Source organism: Leisingera sp. ANG-DT, assembly GCF_000813785.1.
Taxonomy (GTDB): domain Bacteria; phylum Pseudomonadota; class Alphaproteobacteria; order Rhodobacterales; family Rhodobacteraceae; genus Leisingera.
The window spans coordinates 1-18,628 of record NZ_JWLE01000007.1; the positions used below are offsets into that span (position 1 = coordinate 1).

General features: G+C 59.4%; 20 protein-coding genes. 5 read left to right on the forward strand and 15 right to left on the reverse strand.

Going from position 1 to position 18,628, the window contains the following annotated elements; genetic code table 11:
* Positions 1-170: 170 nt before the first annotated feature.
* Genes RA21_RS08745 through RA21_RS08760 form a run of 4 tightly spaced genes read right to left on the reverse strand, consistent with a single transcriptional unit; the run spans position 171 to position 3,992 of the window.
* Positions 171-569: a carboxymuconolactone decarboxylase family protein gene (locus RA21_RS08745; RefSeq protein ID WP_019296322.1), complete on the reverse strand. Its 399-nt coding sequence runs from the start codon at positions 567-569 to the stop codon at positions 171-173.
* 3 nt (positions 570-572) lie between these two features.
* Entirely contained in the window at positions 573-2,027 is a 1,455-nt protein-coding gene (locus tag RA21_RS08750; protein WP_039147903.1) for an aldehyde dehydrogenase family protein, read from the reverse strand.
* Positions 2,020-3,108, reverse strand: coding sequence for an aromatic ring-hydroxylating oxygenase subunit alpha (locus RA21_RS08755; RefSeq protein WP_019296324.1), 1,089 nt, complete (start codon positions 3,106-3,108; stop codon positions 2,020-2,022). The genes RA21_RS08750 and RA21_RS08755 overlap by 8 nt, the downstream gene beginning before the upstream one ends.
* Positions 3,105-3,992 (reverse strand): MurR/RpiR family transcriptional regulator, encoded by an 888-nt coding sequence (locus tag RA21_RS08760; RefSeq protein WP_029204827.1) that lies wholly within the window; start codon positions 3,990-3,992, stop codon positions 3,105-3,107. Before RA21_RS08760 ends, RA21_RS08755 begins: the two co-directional genes overlap by 4 nt.
* Positions 3,993-4,063: 71 nt before the next feature.
* On the opposite strand from RA21_RS08760, the gene RA21_RS08765 reads away from it, so the two are divergent.
* Genes RA21_RS08765 through RA21_RS08775 form a run of 3 tightly spaced genes read left to right on the forward strand, consistent with a single transcriptional unit; the run spans position 4,064 to position 8,959 of the window.
* Complete coding sequence (locus RA21_RS08765) at positions 4,064-6,517, forward strand: FAD-dependent oxidoreductase (RefSeq protein ID WP_039148146.1); 2,454 nt, start codon at positions 4,064-4,066, stop codon at positions 6,515-6,517.
* Positions 6,514-7,662 (forward strand): mandelate racemase/muconate lactonizing enzyme family protein, encoded by a 1,149-nt coding sequence (locus RA21_RS08770; RefSeq protein WP_052257622.1) that lies wholly within the window; start codon positions 6,514-6,516, stop codon positions 7,660-7,662. Before RA21_RS08765 ends, RA21_RS08770 begins: the two co-directional genes overlap by 4 nt.
* A 4-nt stretch (positions 7,663-7,666) precedes the next feature.
* Positions 7,667-8,959, forward strand: a complete 1,293-nt coding sequence (locus RA21_RS08775; RefSeq protein ID WP_039147910.1) for an aspartate aminotransferase family protein — start codon at positions 7,667-7,669, stop codon at positions 8,957-8,959.
* Between the two features lie 421 nt (positions 8,960-9,380).
* On the opposite strand, the gene RA21_RS22260 is transcribed toward RA21_RS08775, so the two are convergent.
* Both RA21_RS22260 and RA21_RS08785 read right to left on the reverse strand, forming a co-directional pair.
* A complete protein-coding gene (locus tag RA21_RS22260; protein WP_039147913.1) occupies positions 9,381-9,551 on the reverse strand; it encodes a DUF1328 domain-containing protein in 171 nt (56 codons plus the stop codon).
* Between the two features lie 274 nt (positions 9,552-9,825).
* Positions 9,826-10,557, reverse strand: coding sequence for a Crp/Fnr family transcriptional regulator (locus tag RA21_RS08785; RefSeq protein WP_039147917.1), 732 nt, complete (start codon positions 10,555-10,557; stop codon positions 9,826-9,828).
* Positions 10,558-10,644: 87 nt separating this feature from the next.
* Between RA21_RS08785 and RA21_RS08790 the strand changes: the two genes are divergently transcribed.
* Positions 10,645-11,061, forward strand: a complete 417-nt coding sequence (locus RA21_RS08790) for a hypothetical protein (protein WP_039147920.1) — start codon at positions 10,645-10,647, stop codon at positions 11,059-11,061.
* A 40-nt stretch (positions 11,062-11,101) separates the two neighbouring features.
* Here the strand turns inward: RA21_RS08790 and RA21_RS08795 are convergent, their stop codons facing one another.
* The 5 genes from RA21_RS08795 to RA21_RS08805 form a co-directional block, all read right to left on the reverse strand.
* Entirely contained in the window at positions 11,102-12,343 is a 1,242-nt protein-coding gene (locus tag RA21_RS08795) for a cation:proton antiporter (RefSeq protein WP_039148151.1), read from the reverse strand.
* Between the two features lie 270 nt (positions 12,344-12,613).
* The gene (locus tag RA21_RS08800) at positions 12,614-12,811 is read right to left on the reverse strand and encodes a CsbD family protein (RefSeq protein ID WP_019296333.1); all 198 of its coding nucleotides are present in this window, start codon (positions 12,809-12,811) and stop codon (positions 12,614-12,616) included.
* Positions 12,812-12,906: 95 nt separating this feature from the next.
* A complete protein-coding gene (locus RA21_RS23500) occupies positions 12,907-13,179 on the reverse strand; it encodes a YhjD/YihY/BrkB family envelope integrity protein (protein ID WP_082008914.1) in 273 nt (90 codons plus the stop codon).
* Between the two features lie 44 nt (positions 13,180-13,223).
* Positions 13,224-13,391, reverse strand: a complete 168-nt coding sequence (locus RA21_RS22835) for a hypothetical protein (protein ID WP_019296334.1) — start codon at positions 13,389-13,391, stop codon at positions 13,224-13,226.
* A 121-nt stretch (positions 13,392-13,512) separates the two neighbouring features.
* Positions 13,513-13,878 carry a hypothetical protein gene (locus RA21_RS08805; RefSeq protein ID WP_019296335.1) on the reverse strand — a complete coding sequence of 122 codons (366 nt, stop codon included), beginning with the start codon at positions 13,876-13,878 and terminating at the stop codon, positions 13,513-13,515.
* 469 nt (positions 13,879-14,347) lie between these two features.
* Here RA21_RS08805 and RA21_RS08810 point away from each other — a divergent pair, with 469 nt between their 5' ends.
* Positions 14,348-15,880 (forward strand): mechanosensitive ion channel domain-containing protein, encoded by a 1,533-nt coding sequence (locus tag RA21_RS08810; RefSeq protein WP_241483492.1) that lies wholly within the window; start codon positions 14,348-14,350, stop codon positions 15,878-15,880.
* Between the two features lie 34 nt (positions 15,881-15,914).
* On the opposite strand, the gene RA21_RS08815 is transcribed toward RA21_RS08810, so the two are convergent.
* The 4 genes from RA21_RS08815 to RA21_RS08830 are packed head-to-tail and all read right to left on the reverse strand — an operon-like array spanning position 15,915 to position 18,609.
* Positions 15,915-16,898 (reverse strand): AI-2E family transporter, encoded by a 984-nt coding sequence (locus RA21_RS08815; protein ID WP_241477407.1) that lies wholly within the window; start codon positions 16,896-16,898, stop codon positions 15,915-15,917.
* A gap of 50 nt (positions 16,899-16,948) precedes the next feature.
* Entirely contained in the window at positions 16,949-17,710 is a 762-nt protein-coding gene (locus RA21_RS08820; RefSeq protein ID WP_039147923.1) for a hypothetical protein, read from the reverse strand.
* Complete coding sequence (locus RA21_RS08825) at positions 17,697-18,098, reverse strand: phage holin family protein (RefSeq protein ID WP_039147925.1); 402 nt, start codon at positions 18,096-18,098, stop codon at positions 17,697-17,699. Before RA21_RS08825 ends, RA21_RS08820 begins: the two co-directional genes overlap by 14 nt.
* The gene (locus RA21_RS08830) at positions 18,085-18,609 is read right to left on the reverse strand and encodes a hypothetical protein (protein ID WP_152610523.1); all 525 of its coding nucleotides are present in this window, start codon (positions 18,607-18,609) and stop codon (positions 18,085-18,087) included. Before RA21_RS08830 ends, RA21_RS08825 begins: the two co-directional genes overlap by 14 nt.
* Positions 18,610-18,628 lie beyond the last annotated feature (19 nt).

Below are 18,628 nucleotides of genomic sequence, written 5' to 3' on the forward strand. Positions count from 1 at the left end.
TGGCGCTGACGTCAGACAAGGCGTTGTGTGAGCCCATAGCGGCTGATGCCGTGGAACGGACAAATGTCTTAGTCGCATTATAAAGCGGTCATTCGGCCATCGTTCCGGCAGTGCTGCTGAATGGACTGTATTCATCTGACCGGGGTGCCCTCGTGCATTCGCGGGCTTGCTCAGAGTGACTTAGGTGCCGGGTCTTCCTCCAGAACCCGTCGCGCCACGCGGAAACACTCCAGTGCCTGCGGCACGCCGCAATAGATGCCGATCACGTGGATGATCGCTCGGATTTCATCCTGAGTGACGCCATTGTTAAGCGCTCCGCGGCAATGGATTTCCCATTCGTGCATCTTGCCCAGGGCGCCTATCATCGACAGGTTCATCATTGAGCGCGTCTTGGCGTCGATCACATCATCGCCCCAGCCAAAACCCCAGCACCAGGCCGTCATCGCTTCCTGAAAGGGGCGGGTGAAGTCATCGGCGGCGGCGAGGTTTTTTTCGACATACCCGGCCCCAAGCGTAGCCTTGCGCTGCGCGAGTCCCTTCAGGAACAGATCTTCGTCAAATGTGCTCATCTCTTATCCTTTCAACCGGATCGCGATATTCTTGGTCTGCACGTAGTTCCAAAGCGCCTCGCGGCCCTTTTCGCGGCCATAGCCGGATTTGCCGTAACCGCCAAAGGGGGTCTCAACGCCGCCTGCGTACCATTCGTTGACAAAAACCTGACCTGCGCGCAGTTGCCGTGCCGCGCGGGTTGCGCGGGCAAGATCGGCAGTGAAGACGCCGGCCACCAAGCCATAGTCGGTGCTATTGGCGATCTCGATGGCCTGCGCCTCGTCGCGGAAGGACAGGACAGACAGGACCGGGCCAAACACCTCTTGGCTGGCGATCTCCATGTCTCGTGTCACGCCCGACAGCACTGTGGGTTCTAGGAATGCGCCGGGGCGGTTGGGCTTGCGCCCGCCCGCGGCAACTTGTGCGCCTTGTGCTTCGGCGCGCGCAATCATCGAGACGGCGCGGTCACGCTGACCGTCGCTCACCATCGCACCCATGTTCGCGCCGAACCCGGGGCGGTCGATGCCAGGACCAACTGAAAGGGATTTGGCGACTGCCGCCGCCCGCTCGACCAGTTCGTCATGGCGGCTTTCGTGAACGATCACACGGGACATGGCCGAACAAACCTGGCCGGCGTTGAAATAAATTCCCCAGCGGATGTCATTCTCGAAGGCGTCCAGATCGGCATCTTCATGCACGATGGCTGCTGACTTGCCGCCCAGTTCCAGCACGCAGGGCACCACGTTCCGGGCGGCTGCGGATGCAATGGCAATGCCCGTCGGCACCGAGCCGGTAAACACGATCTGGTTCACGTCAGGGTGCCCGGCCAGCGCCGCACCCGCGTCGCGCCCCAGCCCGCAGACAACGTTCACGGCGCCGGGCGGGAAACCCGCCGCCTCAGCTGCCTGGGCCAGATAGGCATTGGTGAGCGGTGTCATTTCGGGTGATTTGATGACGCAGGCATTGCCGGTAGCCAGCGCGGCCGAGAGCGACCGGGCCGTCATCTCGACCGGATAATTCCATGGAATGATCTGCGCGGACACTCCGAACGGTTCGTATTCTGTCCAGTCCATATAGCCGGCGCCAAGGGGGATGGAGCGGCCTTCGACCGTGCTGGCCTGATTGCCGTAATACTCAAAATAGAGCGCAGCACCCTCGACCTCGACGTGGCTTTCCCAAAGGGGCTTGCCCTGCTCGAGTGTCAGAATGCGCGCGATTTCGTCCTTGTGGTCGAGCAGGTAACGGCCCATCGCCTGAACCATCCGGCCCCTTTCGATCGGGCGCATGGCGGTCAATGCGCCGGACAGATGAACCTGGCGCGCCGCTTGCACAGCGCGGTCCACGTCACCCGCATCAGCGAGGGCGTGCTCAGCGATCCGTTCGCCGGTCGCAGGGTCGGTCACGCTGATACGGCCCGCGCCGCCGTCGGCCCATGCGCCGTCTATATAGTTCTGCCAATAGGGTTTCACGTCAGTCATCAACGGCCTCCCGCATCCAGCGTTGAAGGTGCATCACAGAGTGTTCCGAATTGACACCGCAGGCGGGATCAACCACCAGCGGTCCGGGCACGTAACCGCGCGATTTCAGGCCGCGCTGCACACTTTCAACAAGGTGAATATCTTCCTCGACCGTGGTGGCGCGGTCCTGCTGCGCCATGCGGCGGACGGTTTCGTCGTCATAGCCGCCGGCAGAGTACCAGCCGCGCCAGACCACGACGTGATCTGCATCGACAGCCCGCCAATGGTAGGTGTTCAGCAGGTTGCCGGGATAGACCTGAAAGCTGAACATCGGCCACAGGAACCAGCTGGAATACTTGTCGTTGTTAGGGAACCCGCTGTCGATGCCGTAGGTCATCTGGCTCAGGTCATTGCATTCCGTCGTGTGGCGCAGGCAAAAGCCCTGCGGTTGGATATCGTAGGTTTCCGGCCGGATCACTCCAGTGGCGAAAGTCGGATGGTTCAGCGAGCAATGGTAGCACTCCGAGTAATTCTCGACCGAGACTTTCCAGTTGCAGTTCTCCGGGATTTCAACCCATTCCAATGGCTTCAGATCGGCCCAGTTGGGCACAAATGCCTCGATCTCGGCCCGCGCGTCCGGAAACCAGGCGTCCATCGGTTCGGCATCGGGATCAAGGTTGACGAAAACAAAGCCGAGGAAGACCTCTGTCCGAACCTCCGTCAGGCAAATTTCCGACGCGTCGAAGCCCGGCACGGATTTCGCGTTGGGTGCGGCGCGCAGCTTGCCGGTCAGCTCATAGGTCCATGCATGGTAGGGGCAAACTACGACGCGGGTGCTGCCGATCCCGCTGACAAGCTGATGCGCGCGATGCTGGCAGACATTGTAGAAGGTGCGGATTTCGCCATCGCGGCCCCTGATCGCAAAGAGGCTTTCATCACCCATCTCAAAGGCCACGTAGTCGCCGGGGTTTTCCAACTGGCTGGCGTGGCAGGCGAATTGCCAAGTGCGCGCCAGCAGCCCGGCCTTTTCGATCTCAAAAACCTGCGGGTCGGTGTAGTAACGCGCGTCCAGTGACCGGACTGGTGGTGTTTCGTCCTTCATTCCGGCTCCTCCATGTAAATGCCAAGCTGATGCCGGCGGCTGTGAAATGTCTCGACCCGGTCAACGATCTCGTCGCTGGCTACGGCAATCACGAAACTCAAAAGCGTTTCAAGAAATGCGATGGTTGAGACGGATGACGGGAAGAATTGCGGCGTGTCCACGGCGACGGCAAAGCCATGGTCTGCGGCCCTGATGATCGGGCTGGCCGGGCTGTCGCTGAGGCCGATGATGGTCATGCCCTGTTCGCGAGCCACCTTGATGGCGGCCATGACCTCGCTGCGGTAAGGGCGCATGGACATTGCAATCAACACGTCGCGGCTGTCGGCCCAGGCCAGATCATCTGTGGGGGTGGAGCCGGGGCGCGGGATGGCGTGGAACTGCACCATGCCGGTAGAGGCGAGGTAGGTGAAGTTGCGCGCGTTCGCATTGTTCACACCGACACCCAGCGTAAAGACCTGCCGGCTGGCCCAAATCGCCTCCGCCGCGGATTTCAGGGCCTCGGCGCCGATGCTTGCGAATGTGTCTTCCAGGTTGCGGATCGCACCTTCGGCCATGTCGGCATAGAGCCCGCCCAGATCGCCTGATTTGCGGATGTCCTGCAGCCAGCGCGCCCGGTCAGGAAAGCTGACGGCCCCATTGCGGATCGCCTCACGGAAGGGCGCGCGGAAATCCTCGTAGCCCTCAAAACCCACCTGCCGGGCCATGCGCACGAAGGTGTTGGGTTTGACGTTGGCTGCCTCGGCGATCTCCCGCACGGTTGAAACCCCCACATCATTGGGGTTTTCCAATACATAGCGCGCGGCTTTCTGCGCTTCGGGCGTCAGCGCGTCCCACACTTCGGCGAGGCGGTCCAATACACGGCGTGATACATTTGTGTCATTCATGATTGACAGTGATACATCTGTACTCTTAGCCTGTCCACATGTTTTGCGACTCCCGGACAAAGGAAGCGACCATGTCGGAAAAGCAGTTTCCCAGCCACGCCCGCGTGGTCATCGTAGGCGGTGGTGTGATGGGGGTCGGGCTTGCCTACCACCTCGCGCATGAGGGTTGGGGGCCAGAGGTAGTTTTGCTGGAAAAGGCTGAACTGACCTCGGGCAGCACCTGGCATGCAGCGGGGCAGATCACTCATTCCACCAGCAGTTTCGGGCTGGGGAAATGCGTCGATTACAATATCGGGCTCTATTCCGGCGCGCTGGAAGCGGAAACCGGTCAGGCTGTGACATGGCATGGGTGCGGGTCGTTCCGGCTGGCCTATACCGAGGATGAGATGGACTGGCTGCGCCACACGCTATCGGTCGGCCGGTCTTTGGGGTTCAACATCGAGCTTGCCAGCCCGGACCGCGTGGCGCAGCTGCACCCGTTTTATAACCTCGACGGCGTTTTGGGAGCGTTGCACACGCCCGATGATGGCCATGTGGACCCAACCAATGTGACAATGGCCATGGCAGCCGGCGCCCGCGCAAAAGGCGCGCGCATCATCCGCCGCTGCCGGGCCACGAATATCACTCAGGCGGCAAACGGCGAGTGGGTGGTTGAGACCGAGCAGGGCACGATCACCTGCGAACACGTTGTCAACGCAGGCGGCACTTATGCGCGGCAGATGGGCGAATGGTCGGGTCTGCAACTGCCAATGACGTCGATGACGCACCATTATTTCGTTACCGACGAAGTGCCGGAATTCCGCGATCTTGAGCAGGAATTGCCTGTGATCCGCGATGACCGAAAGGTCTCGGGCTACATCCGGATGGAACAGAAGAAGGGCCTGATCGGCATCTATGAAAAGGCCAACCCCAACACGGTGTGGGAGGATCACTGCCCTTGGGAGGCAGAGAACGAACTTTTCGCGCCGGACTATGATCGTGTCATGCCCTGGCTTGAGGAAAGCCTGAACCGGATGCCGATTTTCGCTGAACTTGGCATCAGCCGCGACGTCCATGGCGCCATCAGCCACCCGCCCGACGGTAACCCGCTGATAGGCCCCGCGCCTGGCGTGCGCAATTACTGGTGCTGTTGCGGCACCCAGATCGGCATCGGCTGGGGCCCGGGCCTGACACGCGAACTGGCGCGCTGGATGGTGCATGGCGCGGCGGATATCTCGATGCGCGACTATGACCCGCGCCGGTTTGGATCTTACGCTGACAAGGACTGGCAGGTCATTAAGGCCAAGGAGGACTACTGCCTGCGCCACGAAATCCCTTTCCCGCATTTCAACCGTCTTGCCGGGCGGCCGGTCAAGCCGTCACCGCTGCACGAGACGCTGAAGGCGAAGGGGGCAGTGTTTGAAGAAGTCTACGGTTTTGAGCGGCCGCGCTGGTTTGCCAAAGGCATCGAACAGCGCGATTACTATTCCTTCCGCCGCACGCCTGCAGACGGCATGGTCGCCGCAGAGATCAAGGCGGTGCGCGAGCGCGTTGGGATCATGGATGTCACGGCTTTCACCAAGGTGCTGATCGAGGGGCCGGAGGCCTACGCGCTGCTGGACCGGCTGACCGCAAACCGGATGCCGCAGAAGACAGGGTCGATCACGCTCACGCACATGCTGAACCGGCGCGGGCGGATCGAGTTGGAAACAACGATCGTGCGCATGGCGGAGGACCGGTTCTATCTCGTCTGCGCTGCGTTCTTTGAACAGCGCCTCCTGGATCATTTGGCTGCGCATCGCGATGGGGCGGATGTGACCATTACAGCCCTCTCGGACAGCTGGGGCGCGCTTTCGCTGAACGGGCCAAAGTCCCGCGATGTTTTAGCCGCTTGCACCGATACGCCGCTGGACAATGCATCCTTCCGCTGGCTCTCCGCGCAACAGATTACGGTTGCCGGGCACACTGTCTGGGCCTTCCGCATGTCCTACGCGGGCGAGCTGGGCTGGGAATTCCACATGCCCTTCGATGCGATGGAAGAGGTTTATGACGCGCTCTGGCAAGCGGGCCAGGCACATGGCATCGCTGACTATGGCAGCTTTGCCATGAATGTGATGCGCATGGAGAAAGGCTTTAAAGGCGCGGGTGAGCTGACCAATGAGGTCACCTTGGCTGAGGCAGACGTTTTGCGCTTTGTCCAGGCGGATAAAGATTTTCTTGGCAAGGACAAGACGCTGAACACCGGCCTGCCATGGATTTGCGCCTATCTGGAGATAGACCCCGACGGCGAGATCGACGGGCATGGCGGCGAGGCCGTTCTGCATGGCGGCAAAGTCGTCGGCTCAACCGCATCGGTTGTTTATGGCCACACGGCCGGAAAGATCCTCGCCTTTGCCTATATCAAGCCCCATGCGGCCGAACCCGGCACCGCATTGGAGGTGATCATCCACGGCCGGCCGCGCGCTGCTCGTGTACTGGGCGAACCGGCTTATGATCCGCAAGGCTTGCTCCCCCGCGCGAATGCTGTTCAGGAGCCCGCCGAATGAACCCGCTTGCCTCTCCAGCGCTCGCGCCTGCCGGTACTGGGCCGCGCATCACGCGGTTGCGTCTGTGGCATATGCCGCTGACCAGCCACACGGCCTACTACATGGCCGATGGCAAGACGTGCGACACGGTCGAAACTGTTGTGATCGCAGCCGACACCGATGCCGGTCTGACCGGCTGGGGTGAGGTTTGCCCGATCCCGCATTACTTGCCTGCCTATGCCCGCGGCGTGGCACCAGCCCTGCAGGAGCTGGCGCCGGTAATCCTTGGGGGTGATCCTATCGGTGCCGAGGCGCTCATGGCCAAGGCCGATGCCTATTTGCCAGGGCATGTTTATGCGAAATCCGCGCTGGACATCGCGCTATGGGATATTACCGGGCAAGCTGCGGGATTGCCGATCCATGCCCTGATGGGGGGGCGACGGCAGGACACTCTGCCGCTGTATCATTCCATCACCTGTGTCGATCCGGAAGAAATGGCCCGCATCGCTCGTGAGGCGCAGGCGACGGGGCTTAGCCAGTTCCAGGTCAAGCTCGGTGCATCGGGCGATTGGCAAACGGACGTCGAACGGCTGACAAAGGTACGTGAGGCGGTTGGGCCCGGCCCGCTGGTTTACGGTGATTGGAACTGCGGCGCGACCACGCTGGACGCGATCCGCACGGGCCGCGGGGTGGCGCATCTGGATGTTATGCTGGAACAGCCCTGCGCCACGCTGGAAGATTGCGCGCGGGTGCAATCGGCCACAGGTCTGCCGATGAAACTGGATGAACTGGCGCATGATACTGCCACGCTTCTGCAGGGGCACCGGCTGGGCATCATGGACGCAGTTGCGCTGAAGCTGTCAAAGTTCGGCGGGCTTTCGGCTGCGCGCCGCGCGCGCGACCTGTGCCTTCATCTTGGGGCAAAGATGTGCATCGAGTGCACCTGGGGCAGCGATATCGTCACTGCGGCAGCACTGCACATTGGGGCTGCAACCCCGCCCAGCCGTGTTCTGAACGTTTGCGACCTGTCGGGCTATGTCAGCCCGCGCCTCGCCCCCGGCGCGCCAACGCGCGCCGATGGCCGCATAACTCCGCCCGATGGCCCCGGTTTGGGCATCGCCATCGACCAAGACCGTCTCGGCACGCCCGACCTGATACTGGATTGACCACATGAACCGCCTTCACTCCCAAGCCGATTGGATCACCCGTGCGCGCGAGGTTCTTCCCGCCGCCGGTTTCGGTAACTTCGACGCTTCCACCGTGATTGCGAGGGGCGACGGGAGCCGTGTCTGGGACGAGGATGGCCGCGAATACGTGGATTACCTGATCGGCTCCGGCCCGATGCTTTTGGGCCATGGCCATCCGGAAGTCATGGAAGCGGTGCTGGAACAGCTGCCCCAGGGCATGACCTTTTTTGCCAACAATGCAAAAGGCATCGAACTGGCCGAGGCTATCGTCGAAGCAGTGCCCTGCTGTGAACAGGTCCGTTTTGTCACGTCTGGCAGCGAGGCGGACATGTATGCCATCCGCCTCGCCCGCGCTTATACCGGCAAGCCGAAGATCCTCAAATTCGAGGGCGGCTATCATGGCATGTCCGCTGAGGCGCAGATGAGCCTGGCCCCGGCCCGCGAGGTCAACTTCCCCTCGCCCGTGCCAGACAGCGCAGGTATCCCGCAAGGTGTGGCCGACGACATGCTGATCGCGCCGTTTAACGATTTGGAGGCGGTCGGGTCGCTTTTGGCCGAACATCAGGATATCGCCGCCATCATCGCAGAACCCTTGCAGCGTATCATCCCTGCCCAGCCCGGCTTCCTGCAAGGCTTGCGCGATTTGTGCGACAGGCACGGCGTGCTGCTGATTTTCGACGAGATTGTCACCGGCTTCCGCCTCGCCTATGGCGGCGCCCAGGAACGTTACGGCGTGACGCCGGATATCTGCACGCTCGGCAAGATCATCGGGGGCGGCTTTCCTTTGGCGGCGCTCGGTGCCAGCACCGAAATCATGTCGCATTTTGACAAGGCGGCCGTGGGGGCAGAGCGGTGGCTCATGCAGCTTGGCACGCTGTCGGGCAATCCGGTGGCTTCTGCCGCTGGCCTCAAAACGATGGAGATCCTGCGGCGTCCAGGACAGTATGAGCGGCTGCGCGAACTGGGGCAAACCCTGATGGACATGCAATCCGCCGCGCTCAACGAGCAGGGTATCGCCCACCGCATTTGCGGTGATCCGGCATTGTTCGACATCTTCTTCACAAATGCGGAGCCGATCGATTACCGAAGCGCAAAGCATAGCGATCCGGGGCTTAATGCGCACTGGAACAGCACATTGCGCGCCAACGGCGTCTTTAAGTCGCCTGGGAAACTTTATCCGTCTCTGGCCTTGAATTCCGGCGACTTGGAATTGACCAATTCAGCTTTCCAGCACGCAGCAAACGCTTTGTCAGAATATAAAAATATGGCGACGTAGCCTTCACGAACGCGACCGTCTTGCGCACGGACAACAGGCAAGGTCTGGTTCGGCATTTCCCTCTTCCAGAGCGGCGGCCTCTCGCCCCATTATCGAACGCTGCTACTTATGACCTTAGAACAGCAGCCTCTCACCATCGGGTTGGCGCTCCCGCGTGAGGCTGAGCAGGCGATTGCCGGAAAGCCAGTTCCACTAGGGCAAATACGCGGCCACAAAGCTAAGCTGTTTCCGTATTCACTGCGCTGAGTCGGACCTAACTCTGGTAATCTAGTGTTTTTTCGATCGTCGGGAGCAAAAATGCCGAAGCGATTGCACTACTAGACGCTTGTGATGAAGTTGACTGGATCGGATTGTGACGTATGCGAGTCTCTTGCAGCATGCGATCGCCAAAGACGACCTGAGCCGCCGCTCAGCTTGATCGTCAGCGAGAGGCACCGCGGAGGATGCGCAAGATAAGCGCCAGTGCGAAGAGCACCAGAAAAAGGAAGAACAGGATCTGTGCGATCCCAGCGGAGGCCGTTGCGATGCCGCCAAATCCAAAAATGCCGGCAACGATGGCCACGACCAAGAAGACGAGGGCCCAATAGAGCATGCCGTGTCCTTTCAGTTGCGAGTTGCTGTTGAGAAAACTATTGACGCCGCCAAAAGTTCCACGCCAGCGTCAGGAAATCGCGTAAATGGCCGCTTGCATGCCGCAGTAAGTCAGAACAACTGTCAGTGCGGTCGATTGCCCATAATGCAAGTACGACATTCAGGGCGTGTTTCGTGGCGTTGTTCCGATAGCGGCTTCACGAAGCCTTGGGCTGCCGCAGAGATTCAAAACTGAGAATGGATCGAACTGGCGTCCGATCTTCAAGGAGGCTGCATTAGATCAGCGGCCGCCGTTCTGGTGCGGCCAATTCGATCATTGCCATTTCCGCCAGCGCAGGCAGGTTTCTGACTTTCAGCATTCCATTTTGCCATTTTGCCATTTTGCTCTCCCGCAGTGTTTTCAGCATCTTATTGGTATGCACCAGAGACAGGCCAAGTGCATCTGCGAGGTCCTGCTGGCGATAGGGCAGCGGTACCGTGTCCTTAACATCCATGCCGACTGATCTGAGCCGTTCAAAAATCCTCACTAGTGCCCAGGCAATGCGCTGTGAGGCATCACGCTGACCCAGAGACGCAATGGTTTCACCCAGAAAATGCTCCTCCACTGCGGCAATCCAGGTCAGATCATACGCGCGCTCCGGATGGTGCTGGAAAAGCTCGTACAGCGCGGCCCGGCGGAACACGCACAACGTCATAGAGGTAGACGCTTCGACTGAATGCTTCATTTCTCCCATCAGGCTGGCCTGCAGCCCGGCAAAATCGCCGGGAAAAAGAAAATTGATGACCTGACGGCGGCCATTTTCCAGCGTTGTGTAGCGCGTACCCATGCCTTTGAGCACCGTGTAGAGTTGCGGGCTGTTCGAGCCTTCCAGAAGGATAGTCGTGCCTGCATCCACTGTCAGCTCGCCGGTTTTGAACTCTTGGGTAAAGGCGACTTCCTCACGCGACATTGGTGTGAACACGGGCCGCTTTCGCAACGGGCAGTTCTGGCAGGTTGTTGGCGGCATGGCCCTCTCCCTTCGTACCTATGTCATAGTTAAATGCGCCTGCGCCGAAAAAGTTCCAGTATGTCCCATTGTAGGGGGGCGAAAGCAATGGAAGAGCCCAGTCAAGACCGAGCACACATTTATCTTGTGGTGTCCAGAAATTACCTGATCACTTGCGATATCTGCGATACCATCTCGGATGTCGATCCGGTGGCTGAAATCAGCGTGCAAGAGGGGCATGAACACGCTCTTGTTACGATCACGCCTTTGCGGCGGATTGCAGTAGCTTTCGTGGAGGCGGGGTCCGAACAGGTGACTAAGCTCAAGATAGATCAGGCTGTTCAGGGCCGCGGCGGCCGGCTTGTCTTGATGGGAAATGCGGCCGAAGATGAACTGGACGGGCATTCCCCGCGCTTGAGGTGGCCGGTGCTTGCCCGGCCAGTTTCCACCCGGATGATACTGAAACAGCTGGCGCTGCCGCAGCACAGTATTCGAAGTAAACGGTGTTTTGCAGGCCTGAGATAGGGGTTGGACTGGCTGCGCGTGTGGGTCCAACTGGGCTGTTTTACTTTGCCAGCTCATCCATGGCGCGGCCGACCGTGAAGCCGTGAAGCATAGTCGACAGCAGGATGGTCAAACCGATTAGAGCCCATAGCTCAGGTTCATTGACAAACTCCAGATGCGCACCGGCATAACAAAGATAGTAGACTGAGCCGATCCCCCGGACTCCAAATACGGATACCACCAGACGGTCACGCTTACGCAGACGCGACCCGGCTAAAGAGATCCAGCCTGCTAGAGGGCGTATCACAAGGATGAGCAGAAATGCCAGCAGCAGGTGCGTCCATGTGAAGTCCTCCAGAACAACTGGAAGGACGTGACCAAGCGCGACCAGCAGCAGCGCTGTCAAAGCGTGTTCGATAGTTTCGCAGAAGTCGTGCAGCCTACGGTGAAACCGGTGTTCATTTTCGATCCGGCGCAGTGCCAGGCCCATAACGGTGACGGCTATGAACCCATAGCCTTCGACCAGTTCGGTTGAACCGTAGCACAGCAATACACCTGCTATCGCTACCACACCTGAACCCGTGTCGGCCAGAACTGCCGAACGGGGAAACAAAAACAGCACCTGCCCCAGTGCCCATCCGCCGCAGGCGCCCATCACAACACCAGCTGAGATCCGGTAGGCGACGTCAATCATCAGCCAATCGGCCAGCCAGGCCTGAGGGTTCAGCCCCTGAACGGCAACTATGAGACCGAGATAGACAAAAGGAAAAGCAAGCCCGTCATTGAGCGCCGCTTCCGTTGTCAGCGTAAAGCGCACCGGATGCTCGTTGCCTTCCATAGGCGGACCAACCTGCACGTCACCCGCAAGCACCGGGTCTGTCGGGGCCAGCACGGCCCCCAGAAGAATTGCCCCCGCAGCCGTCATGCCGCCCAATCCCCACCCCAGTAAGGCAACCGCCAGAATTGTGAGCGGCATCGCGATGAGGAGGAGTCTGGCTGTCGGAGCCCAATCTTTCCACGACCTCAAGCTGTCCAAGCGGAGGCCGGCAGCAAAAAGCGCCACTATCACGGTCAGCTCGCTGACGACTTCCCAAGGCTTCGGGTGAACGCGCGGATCAGGAAGCTCAGGCAGGCCCGGGACCAGCCAGTATGCCGCCATGCCCAACAGCATGAGAAGCGGCGCGGCGGCGGGTTCCCTTGTGGAAAAAAGGCGCGGCGACCAATGGGCGAGAATGATCACTACACCCACCGCCGCAAGCATGAGGTGATAGGGGGCTAAACCGAAGAATTCAGATCGATCCATGAGCACCATCGAGCAGAGTATACGGCCTTTGGCGCTGCTGAGTGCAGCAAAATAAACGGGCCAGCCGTTAACATGCCGAGGAGCGTGCGGCCTGGCCCGCCACTACGTCAACCTGTCAAAATTTTCGGATCAGGTCTTCAGGCTTCGGTTGCCTGCCGCGTTTCTTGCACCTCCTTTTTTAATTTAATGCTGAACCAGACCAGTTGGAAAAGCCCATTTCTTATCTAGTCTGCGCCCCCATTGCTCTCGCTCCCGGGCTTTCCTGCCTGGTCAGATGCTGTCCAGGATCCGGTCGACAGTCTGGCGGACTTCATCCTTGGTCTTGCCCAGTTTCTGCTGCAGCAGCCCTTCCAGCTGCTCGCGTTCGCCCTTCGCCTGCTCCAGCTCGTCATCAGTCAGGTCGCCATAGGCCTCGCGAAGTCGGCCTTTGAGTTCGGTCCATTTGCCGGTGAACCGGTCGTCATCCATGAGTCGTTCTCCTTTGAAAATCATTTGGAATCCGGGTCAGTCGCGGTGCGGCGCCCTTGGACAGAAAACGCGCCAGCGGCTGCTTGGTTCCGGTATCACGCCGTGTCCGTGTCCGTGTCCGTGTCGGAGGCGGCACCTAGAAGCATGGCAAAAGCCGAAAGCGACAACCAGGTTAGCCGGATATTGACGCCGCACGATACGCCGAAGACCTGATTGTAGGAGTCGAAGGTTTCAGTATGAACCGTGATCCCTGCGCTGGCGGTGAACCACAGCAGGCAAGCGGCAGCGGCTCCCCTTGGTGATCCAAGGCTGGTCGGCAGCCGGGCGGTTTTGGCCGTAGCCGCACAGAACTTATATCCCGAACGCACCGGTCAGCATCAGTACCGGCAAGCGGGCCAGCCCGAACAATTGCTCAAGCAAGAATCTGCAGGTCCAGCGGGCAAAGGCTGGCAGGGCGCGTCACCGTGCCCGCCACGATCAGCAGCATGATTGCGAACAGAGACAGCCCCAGTTTCAGGGCGGACAGCACCGCAATGCTGCGGGATTCCTTGCAGTCCAGAACCTCTCTCAGCCCGACCATCGCACTCCGGCGGCTGCGGATACCCGCTAAGCCGCCGACAGCAGCACATAGGTGTTCTCGGTAAACTGGTGATCGGGATCATAGTCCGGGAACGCCCGCCTTGCGTTGCGCTGAGGAGCCCTTATTCGCCGACCATCTCCATAACAGCATCAAGATGGGCGGTTTTGAACGGGCGGGTAAGCATGGGCAATGCCTTCAATTCTGGCTCGGCCGTATCCCCATTGACCAAGATGACCCGCCACTTCTTAGATAGCGCGTCGGTAAGCCAGTCCCGAGCAGCAGGGTTGCTGAGCGGGAAGGCAAAGAACACCAGTCGTGGCGGCGGCAATCCGTCTTCCAGAAAGCCAGTGCAATGCTCGACTTTACTTTCGGTCAAGATGGCGTTCAAACCACGGCGTGTCAGGTAATCGCTGATATCAACTGCTTCAAACGCGTTGTTGGTAAGGATCAGTACGGGTGCTTCCGCACCTTGAGTTTCGCTGCCCATATGGCCTCCATTTTTTGGAGGAACTTTGGCACCGTGCCAGGCGTCATGCATTAAACTGTGACATAGTTCTGGGCAAACCATGCCATTGAAACGTTTTATTTCCAAAGCCCCCTCCAAAAGGAGAAAACAAAAAATAGCTAGACAAAAACTAGCCAGATATTTGATATATATAAATAATTTGCTGTTTCTCCGGGGAACCGCGCCCAGTGACGGAGAAAATCCGAAGCAAATTTCAGTCCGATCGCCCTGAGAAGTCACTTGTCGTGTGACAATCCGATCTTGCAGCCGCTCCTTTCAGCTTTGGATCCGAAGGCCTAGCGAAGTGCGAAACGGCCGTTGGCAGCAATGGTAACGCAGTCTCGGCCCTGCGACATGGCGGAAACCAGGCGTATTTGAAGCGGGCATCCCGGATTGGTGGGGGCCAAACGCAACCCAGCGGGAGGTGTTCCTCTGCTTTCCTGCTGAACACTTGCAGAAACTGGGGGTAGACAACGCATCGTCATGGCGGGTGAACTGCCTTTATCCGCGCAACGCGGACCTGTCTTTTGCAGCGGGTGCGAATTTGATCGGGAGAATGCAAAAATTGGAACTCGTAGAGTGTTTTGCTGAACCAAGCAGGGAAAGCACCGTTGCCCCGCTAAGCAAACTGCGGTTGTTCTTGCATTGCGTGGCTGTATCGGCAGCGCTGTTCTTGGGAACTGTGGCCGGTCAAGCGGAGATAGCTCGTGAACCGGTGCAGACCGACAGCCTGATCGAAGTTGGTGATGCGGCCGTACGGGATGGTGAGATTCTGAGCAGAATTGAAAACCTGCTGGCTGAAATCAACGGCTATGGAAGCGTGAAAGTGTCAGTTTCCGAAGGTGTTGTTCGTGTTTCGGGTCAAGTAATCGACAATGCGGCGCAAGACCGGCTTACGCAGATCATCAACCGCGTGGCCGGTGTTGTGGCTATTGAGAATGAAACCGAAATCAGCGGCACCCTTGAAGAACGGCTGGCTCCGGCCATGGAGCGGATTGCTGCCCGCACACGCAATCTGCTGGCAAACGGTCCGATCTTCCTGGTCGCAATGGCGGCCTTTCTGCTGGTGGCTGCGGGCGGGTGGCTGCTGACGACGCGGATAGGCATCTGGACCCGGCTGGCACCCAACGCTTTCATTGCGGATGTCTACAGGGCGGTTGCACGCATCCTTTTCATCCTGACCGGACTGGTTCTGGCTCTGGATATCATGAACGCAACAGCGCTGATCGGGGCAGTTCTGGGTGCGGCAGGCGTGGTTGGCCTCGCGCTTGGCTTTGCAGTGCGCGACACGGTTGAGAATTTCATTGCCTCCATTCTTCTCAGTCTTCGCCAACCATTCCGGCCAAATGATTTCGTCGACATCCAAGGGGATCAAGGAACGGTGGCGCGGTTGACGTCGCGGGCGACCATCCTGATCTCACCCGATGGCAACCATATCCGCATTCCCAATGCCACAGTGTACAAGGGGCGTATCGTGAATTTTACCCGTGATCCCCATCGCCGGTTCTGTTTTGACCTAGGGGTAGATGCAGATGCCGACTTGGCCGCTGCGCTGGCCACCGCCGTTGCTGCGCTAGAGGCTCAGAAATTCGTGCTGAAGGAGCCGGAGGTCGGCGCCTGGATCAATGAAGTCGGAGACTCCAATGTGATCCTGACTTTCACCGGCTGGGTGAACCAGACGGAAGTGAATTTCGCCAAGGCGCGCGGTGAGGCGATCCGGGCTGCCAAGATGGCGCTGGAAAGCGCAGGATTTGGTCTGCCGGAGCCGATTTACCGGGTGCGGCTGGATGGGGCGAGCGCCACTGCGGCGGCAAAGCGAGACTCCGTTGAAGAAGAGCGGGCTCCTAAACCTGAATTGGCAGCATTGCCCGAGGCTGCCGATCCAGCGCGGGCAGAGCCGGCAATCGCGGATGCCGCGGAGCGGGAGCGTGAAGTGCTGGATGGCGGGGAAAACCTTTTAGACGATCAACAACAAGCGGAGTGAAGAGTTTTTGCACCCCTGCGGTGCCGGACAGCGGTCAAATCACCTTGTTTAAGGGGTCCTGCGCAGGTTCGTCCGCGGCCCCGGGCTGCGGGGCTAGCAGAACCCCCAGCCAAAGCAAAAGCGGCAGTGTGACAAATGCTCCGACCGGTCCCCAAAGCCACAGGCCAAATACAATTGCCAGGAATATCAGCAGCGGGTTTATTGCCATGCGCTGCCCAACAACAAGAGGTGTCACAATATTAGCCTCTGTCAGGTTGATCAGCAAAAACGCCAGTGGTGGCAAAACAGCAAACAACCCATGGAACTGAAGCATTCCGGCGATTGCCAGACTGACTGCAATCAGTAAAGGGCCAAGGTACAGGACGTAATTCAGCAAAGCTGCCGCCAGCCCCCAGATCAAAGCATATTCAACGCCGAGCGCAATTAGTGCAGCCGCGGTGACGGCACCCAGTCCGGTATTCACCAAAGTGATGGCAGCGAAATACTTGGCGACGACGGTGTCGGCGTGTTTCAATCGGATTTCCAGTGGCCCTGTCAGGCGGTACAGGTCATTGCGTGTCAGAGTGAAAAAAAACAACGTTCCAACAAATATGAACACTTGGGAGACGAAGCTGGGGGCCAGCCAGAGTGCATCCCCTACCGAAGGGATCGCAGTTTGTGGTTCCACGGCTTCGGCGCCTACGCTTTCCTCAATTTCCTGGCTGATTGTCTCGATTCCGCGCAGCAGAGACGATGCTTGGTCGATCAAAGCTCCCATCACGGACTTGATGCGGGGTAGCTCTTCGATGAGGACATTGATCAGCGGCTCAATCAGCAAAAGAATGACTGCTACGAACAGCGTAGAAAGGATTAAAAGCGACAGGGCGATCGCCAGCCGTGGCACTCCATACCGGGCCAGTTTGTCGGCGAGCGGCGAAACCACTACACCCAAGACTAGCGCAAAGCTCATCGGCGCGAGGACTTGCTGTGCCAGGTGCAGGGCTGCAGTGATGCCGATGATTGTCAGTATCATCAGCATCACACGAACCCCCCGGCCGCTGAGGACATTTTCTAGAATTCCGGACATTATTAGCTGGCAGCGGTGTGCAGTGATTTTTTGCTGGCAGATGGATCCAGCTTGGCGTTGGCTGTTTGATACAGTTTGTCCATCTCGTCGCGCAAAGCCTTTTCAGCTTTTGCCGCCAGCGCATCTCGATGCGCTCCTAGAACTTCATCCTCCCGGCGAGTGGAAGGCAGCAGGGCGCCGATCAGCGCACCAAGGCCAAGCGCAATCGCGCCGGCAGCAAGTGGGTTCTCTTCAAAAAAGGTCTGGCCTCTGGCCGCGGCTTTGGATGCGTGTGCCTCAAGCTTCTCCTGCGCCTGCAGAGCTGCCCCGCGGGCGTTGAGCACACGTTTCCGGGCGGCCTCAGGCAAGCCGTCCAGTCCTGCGTTCAAAGTCTCGCGCATATTGGTCGAGCGGAAGCTTTCTTTACTCATCCCGGTCATCTCCTTTTTCATAGCAGCATCCGCGGCGGCGACGCGGTTATCAAAACCGGCAAAGGAGTCCTCCAGCGGAACTGCTGTTGGATTGGCGACGGGGCTAGTCGGACGGCGGCCGGTCCCCGCAAACATCAGGGCAAGCCCCGCGCCGGTCAGCACCAGTGCCGCTGGGTTGCGTTTGGCTGCGGCCACTGCCTGCTGACTAAGCTGGCCGCCGTACCCGTGAGCCGTGGCCTTGAGCTGCTTGGTCACCGATTGCGGAGCGAGCATATCTGTCACTCCCGACAGCGAGGCAGCCAGTTTGCGGCGGTCTGCATCCACCTTTTTTTCGAGGTTGTCAATTTCCGGCATTTCCAGCCTCCCTGATACTGGCAGCGTCCTGCTTGATACTGCGAATGGTGCGCGACGGCAGAAGCGCCTTGCTGCTGAGGCGGGACTTGCCCGCCAGAAGCAAGCACACAGCCGCGGTCAGAAGAGCGCCGCCTACTACAAGGGCGGCAAGGCCTGGGGATAGCCCGGCGGCGGTAATCCAAGCGACAAGTGCCGCAGCAAGGACGTGCAAACCTGCCAGAGCGGCAATGGCAGCGGCAGTCATGAAGGCGAGCCCGGTTCCAGCCTGCGCGGCCTTCTCCTTTAATTCACCTTTGGCTAGCTCCGATTCGCTGCGCAACAGGGCAACGAAGTTACGGAGAGTGCCAAGGAACAGCTCTGGGGCCGCGCGTAAATCAGGATGCGTCATGGCCACTCCCTTCACGCGCCGGACTCAGCATTCCTTCCTGAGCAAATGAGGCGGCATCCGCCGGTGCACGCGACTTCAGAAAGCGGGTGGCCGCGAACCCGGCAAGGGATGCGGCACTGAGAAACAGCAGTGGGTTATTGCGAGCAAATGAACCGATATCCCGTACCGTCTGTTCGAAGTCCATTGAGCGGACACGGTGCGCGGTATCCTCCAGATGGCCCGCAATCATCTGCGCCGCCTGCGCCTGAACGGTGCCCGGTTCAAATGCATCTGCGGCGGCATCCGCGGCATCTGCAGTCGACTGCACCTCTCGCGCAGCGTGCTCTTTTGCGGCGCCGGCGGTGTTGCGGACGGTGTCTGCAACTGCATCCTTTGCCTTGCGGCCCAGATCCGCGGCCTGCGCGCGAGCCTGCCTTTCCAATTCAGAAGTATCGGTCATGTCATCAGCCTTTCCGGTATCGGGGATACAAAGAGGACGCGTGCGCTGGCGTTGTTTGCTCTCTTGGAACAAACGGGGCCCGGCCTGTAAC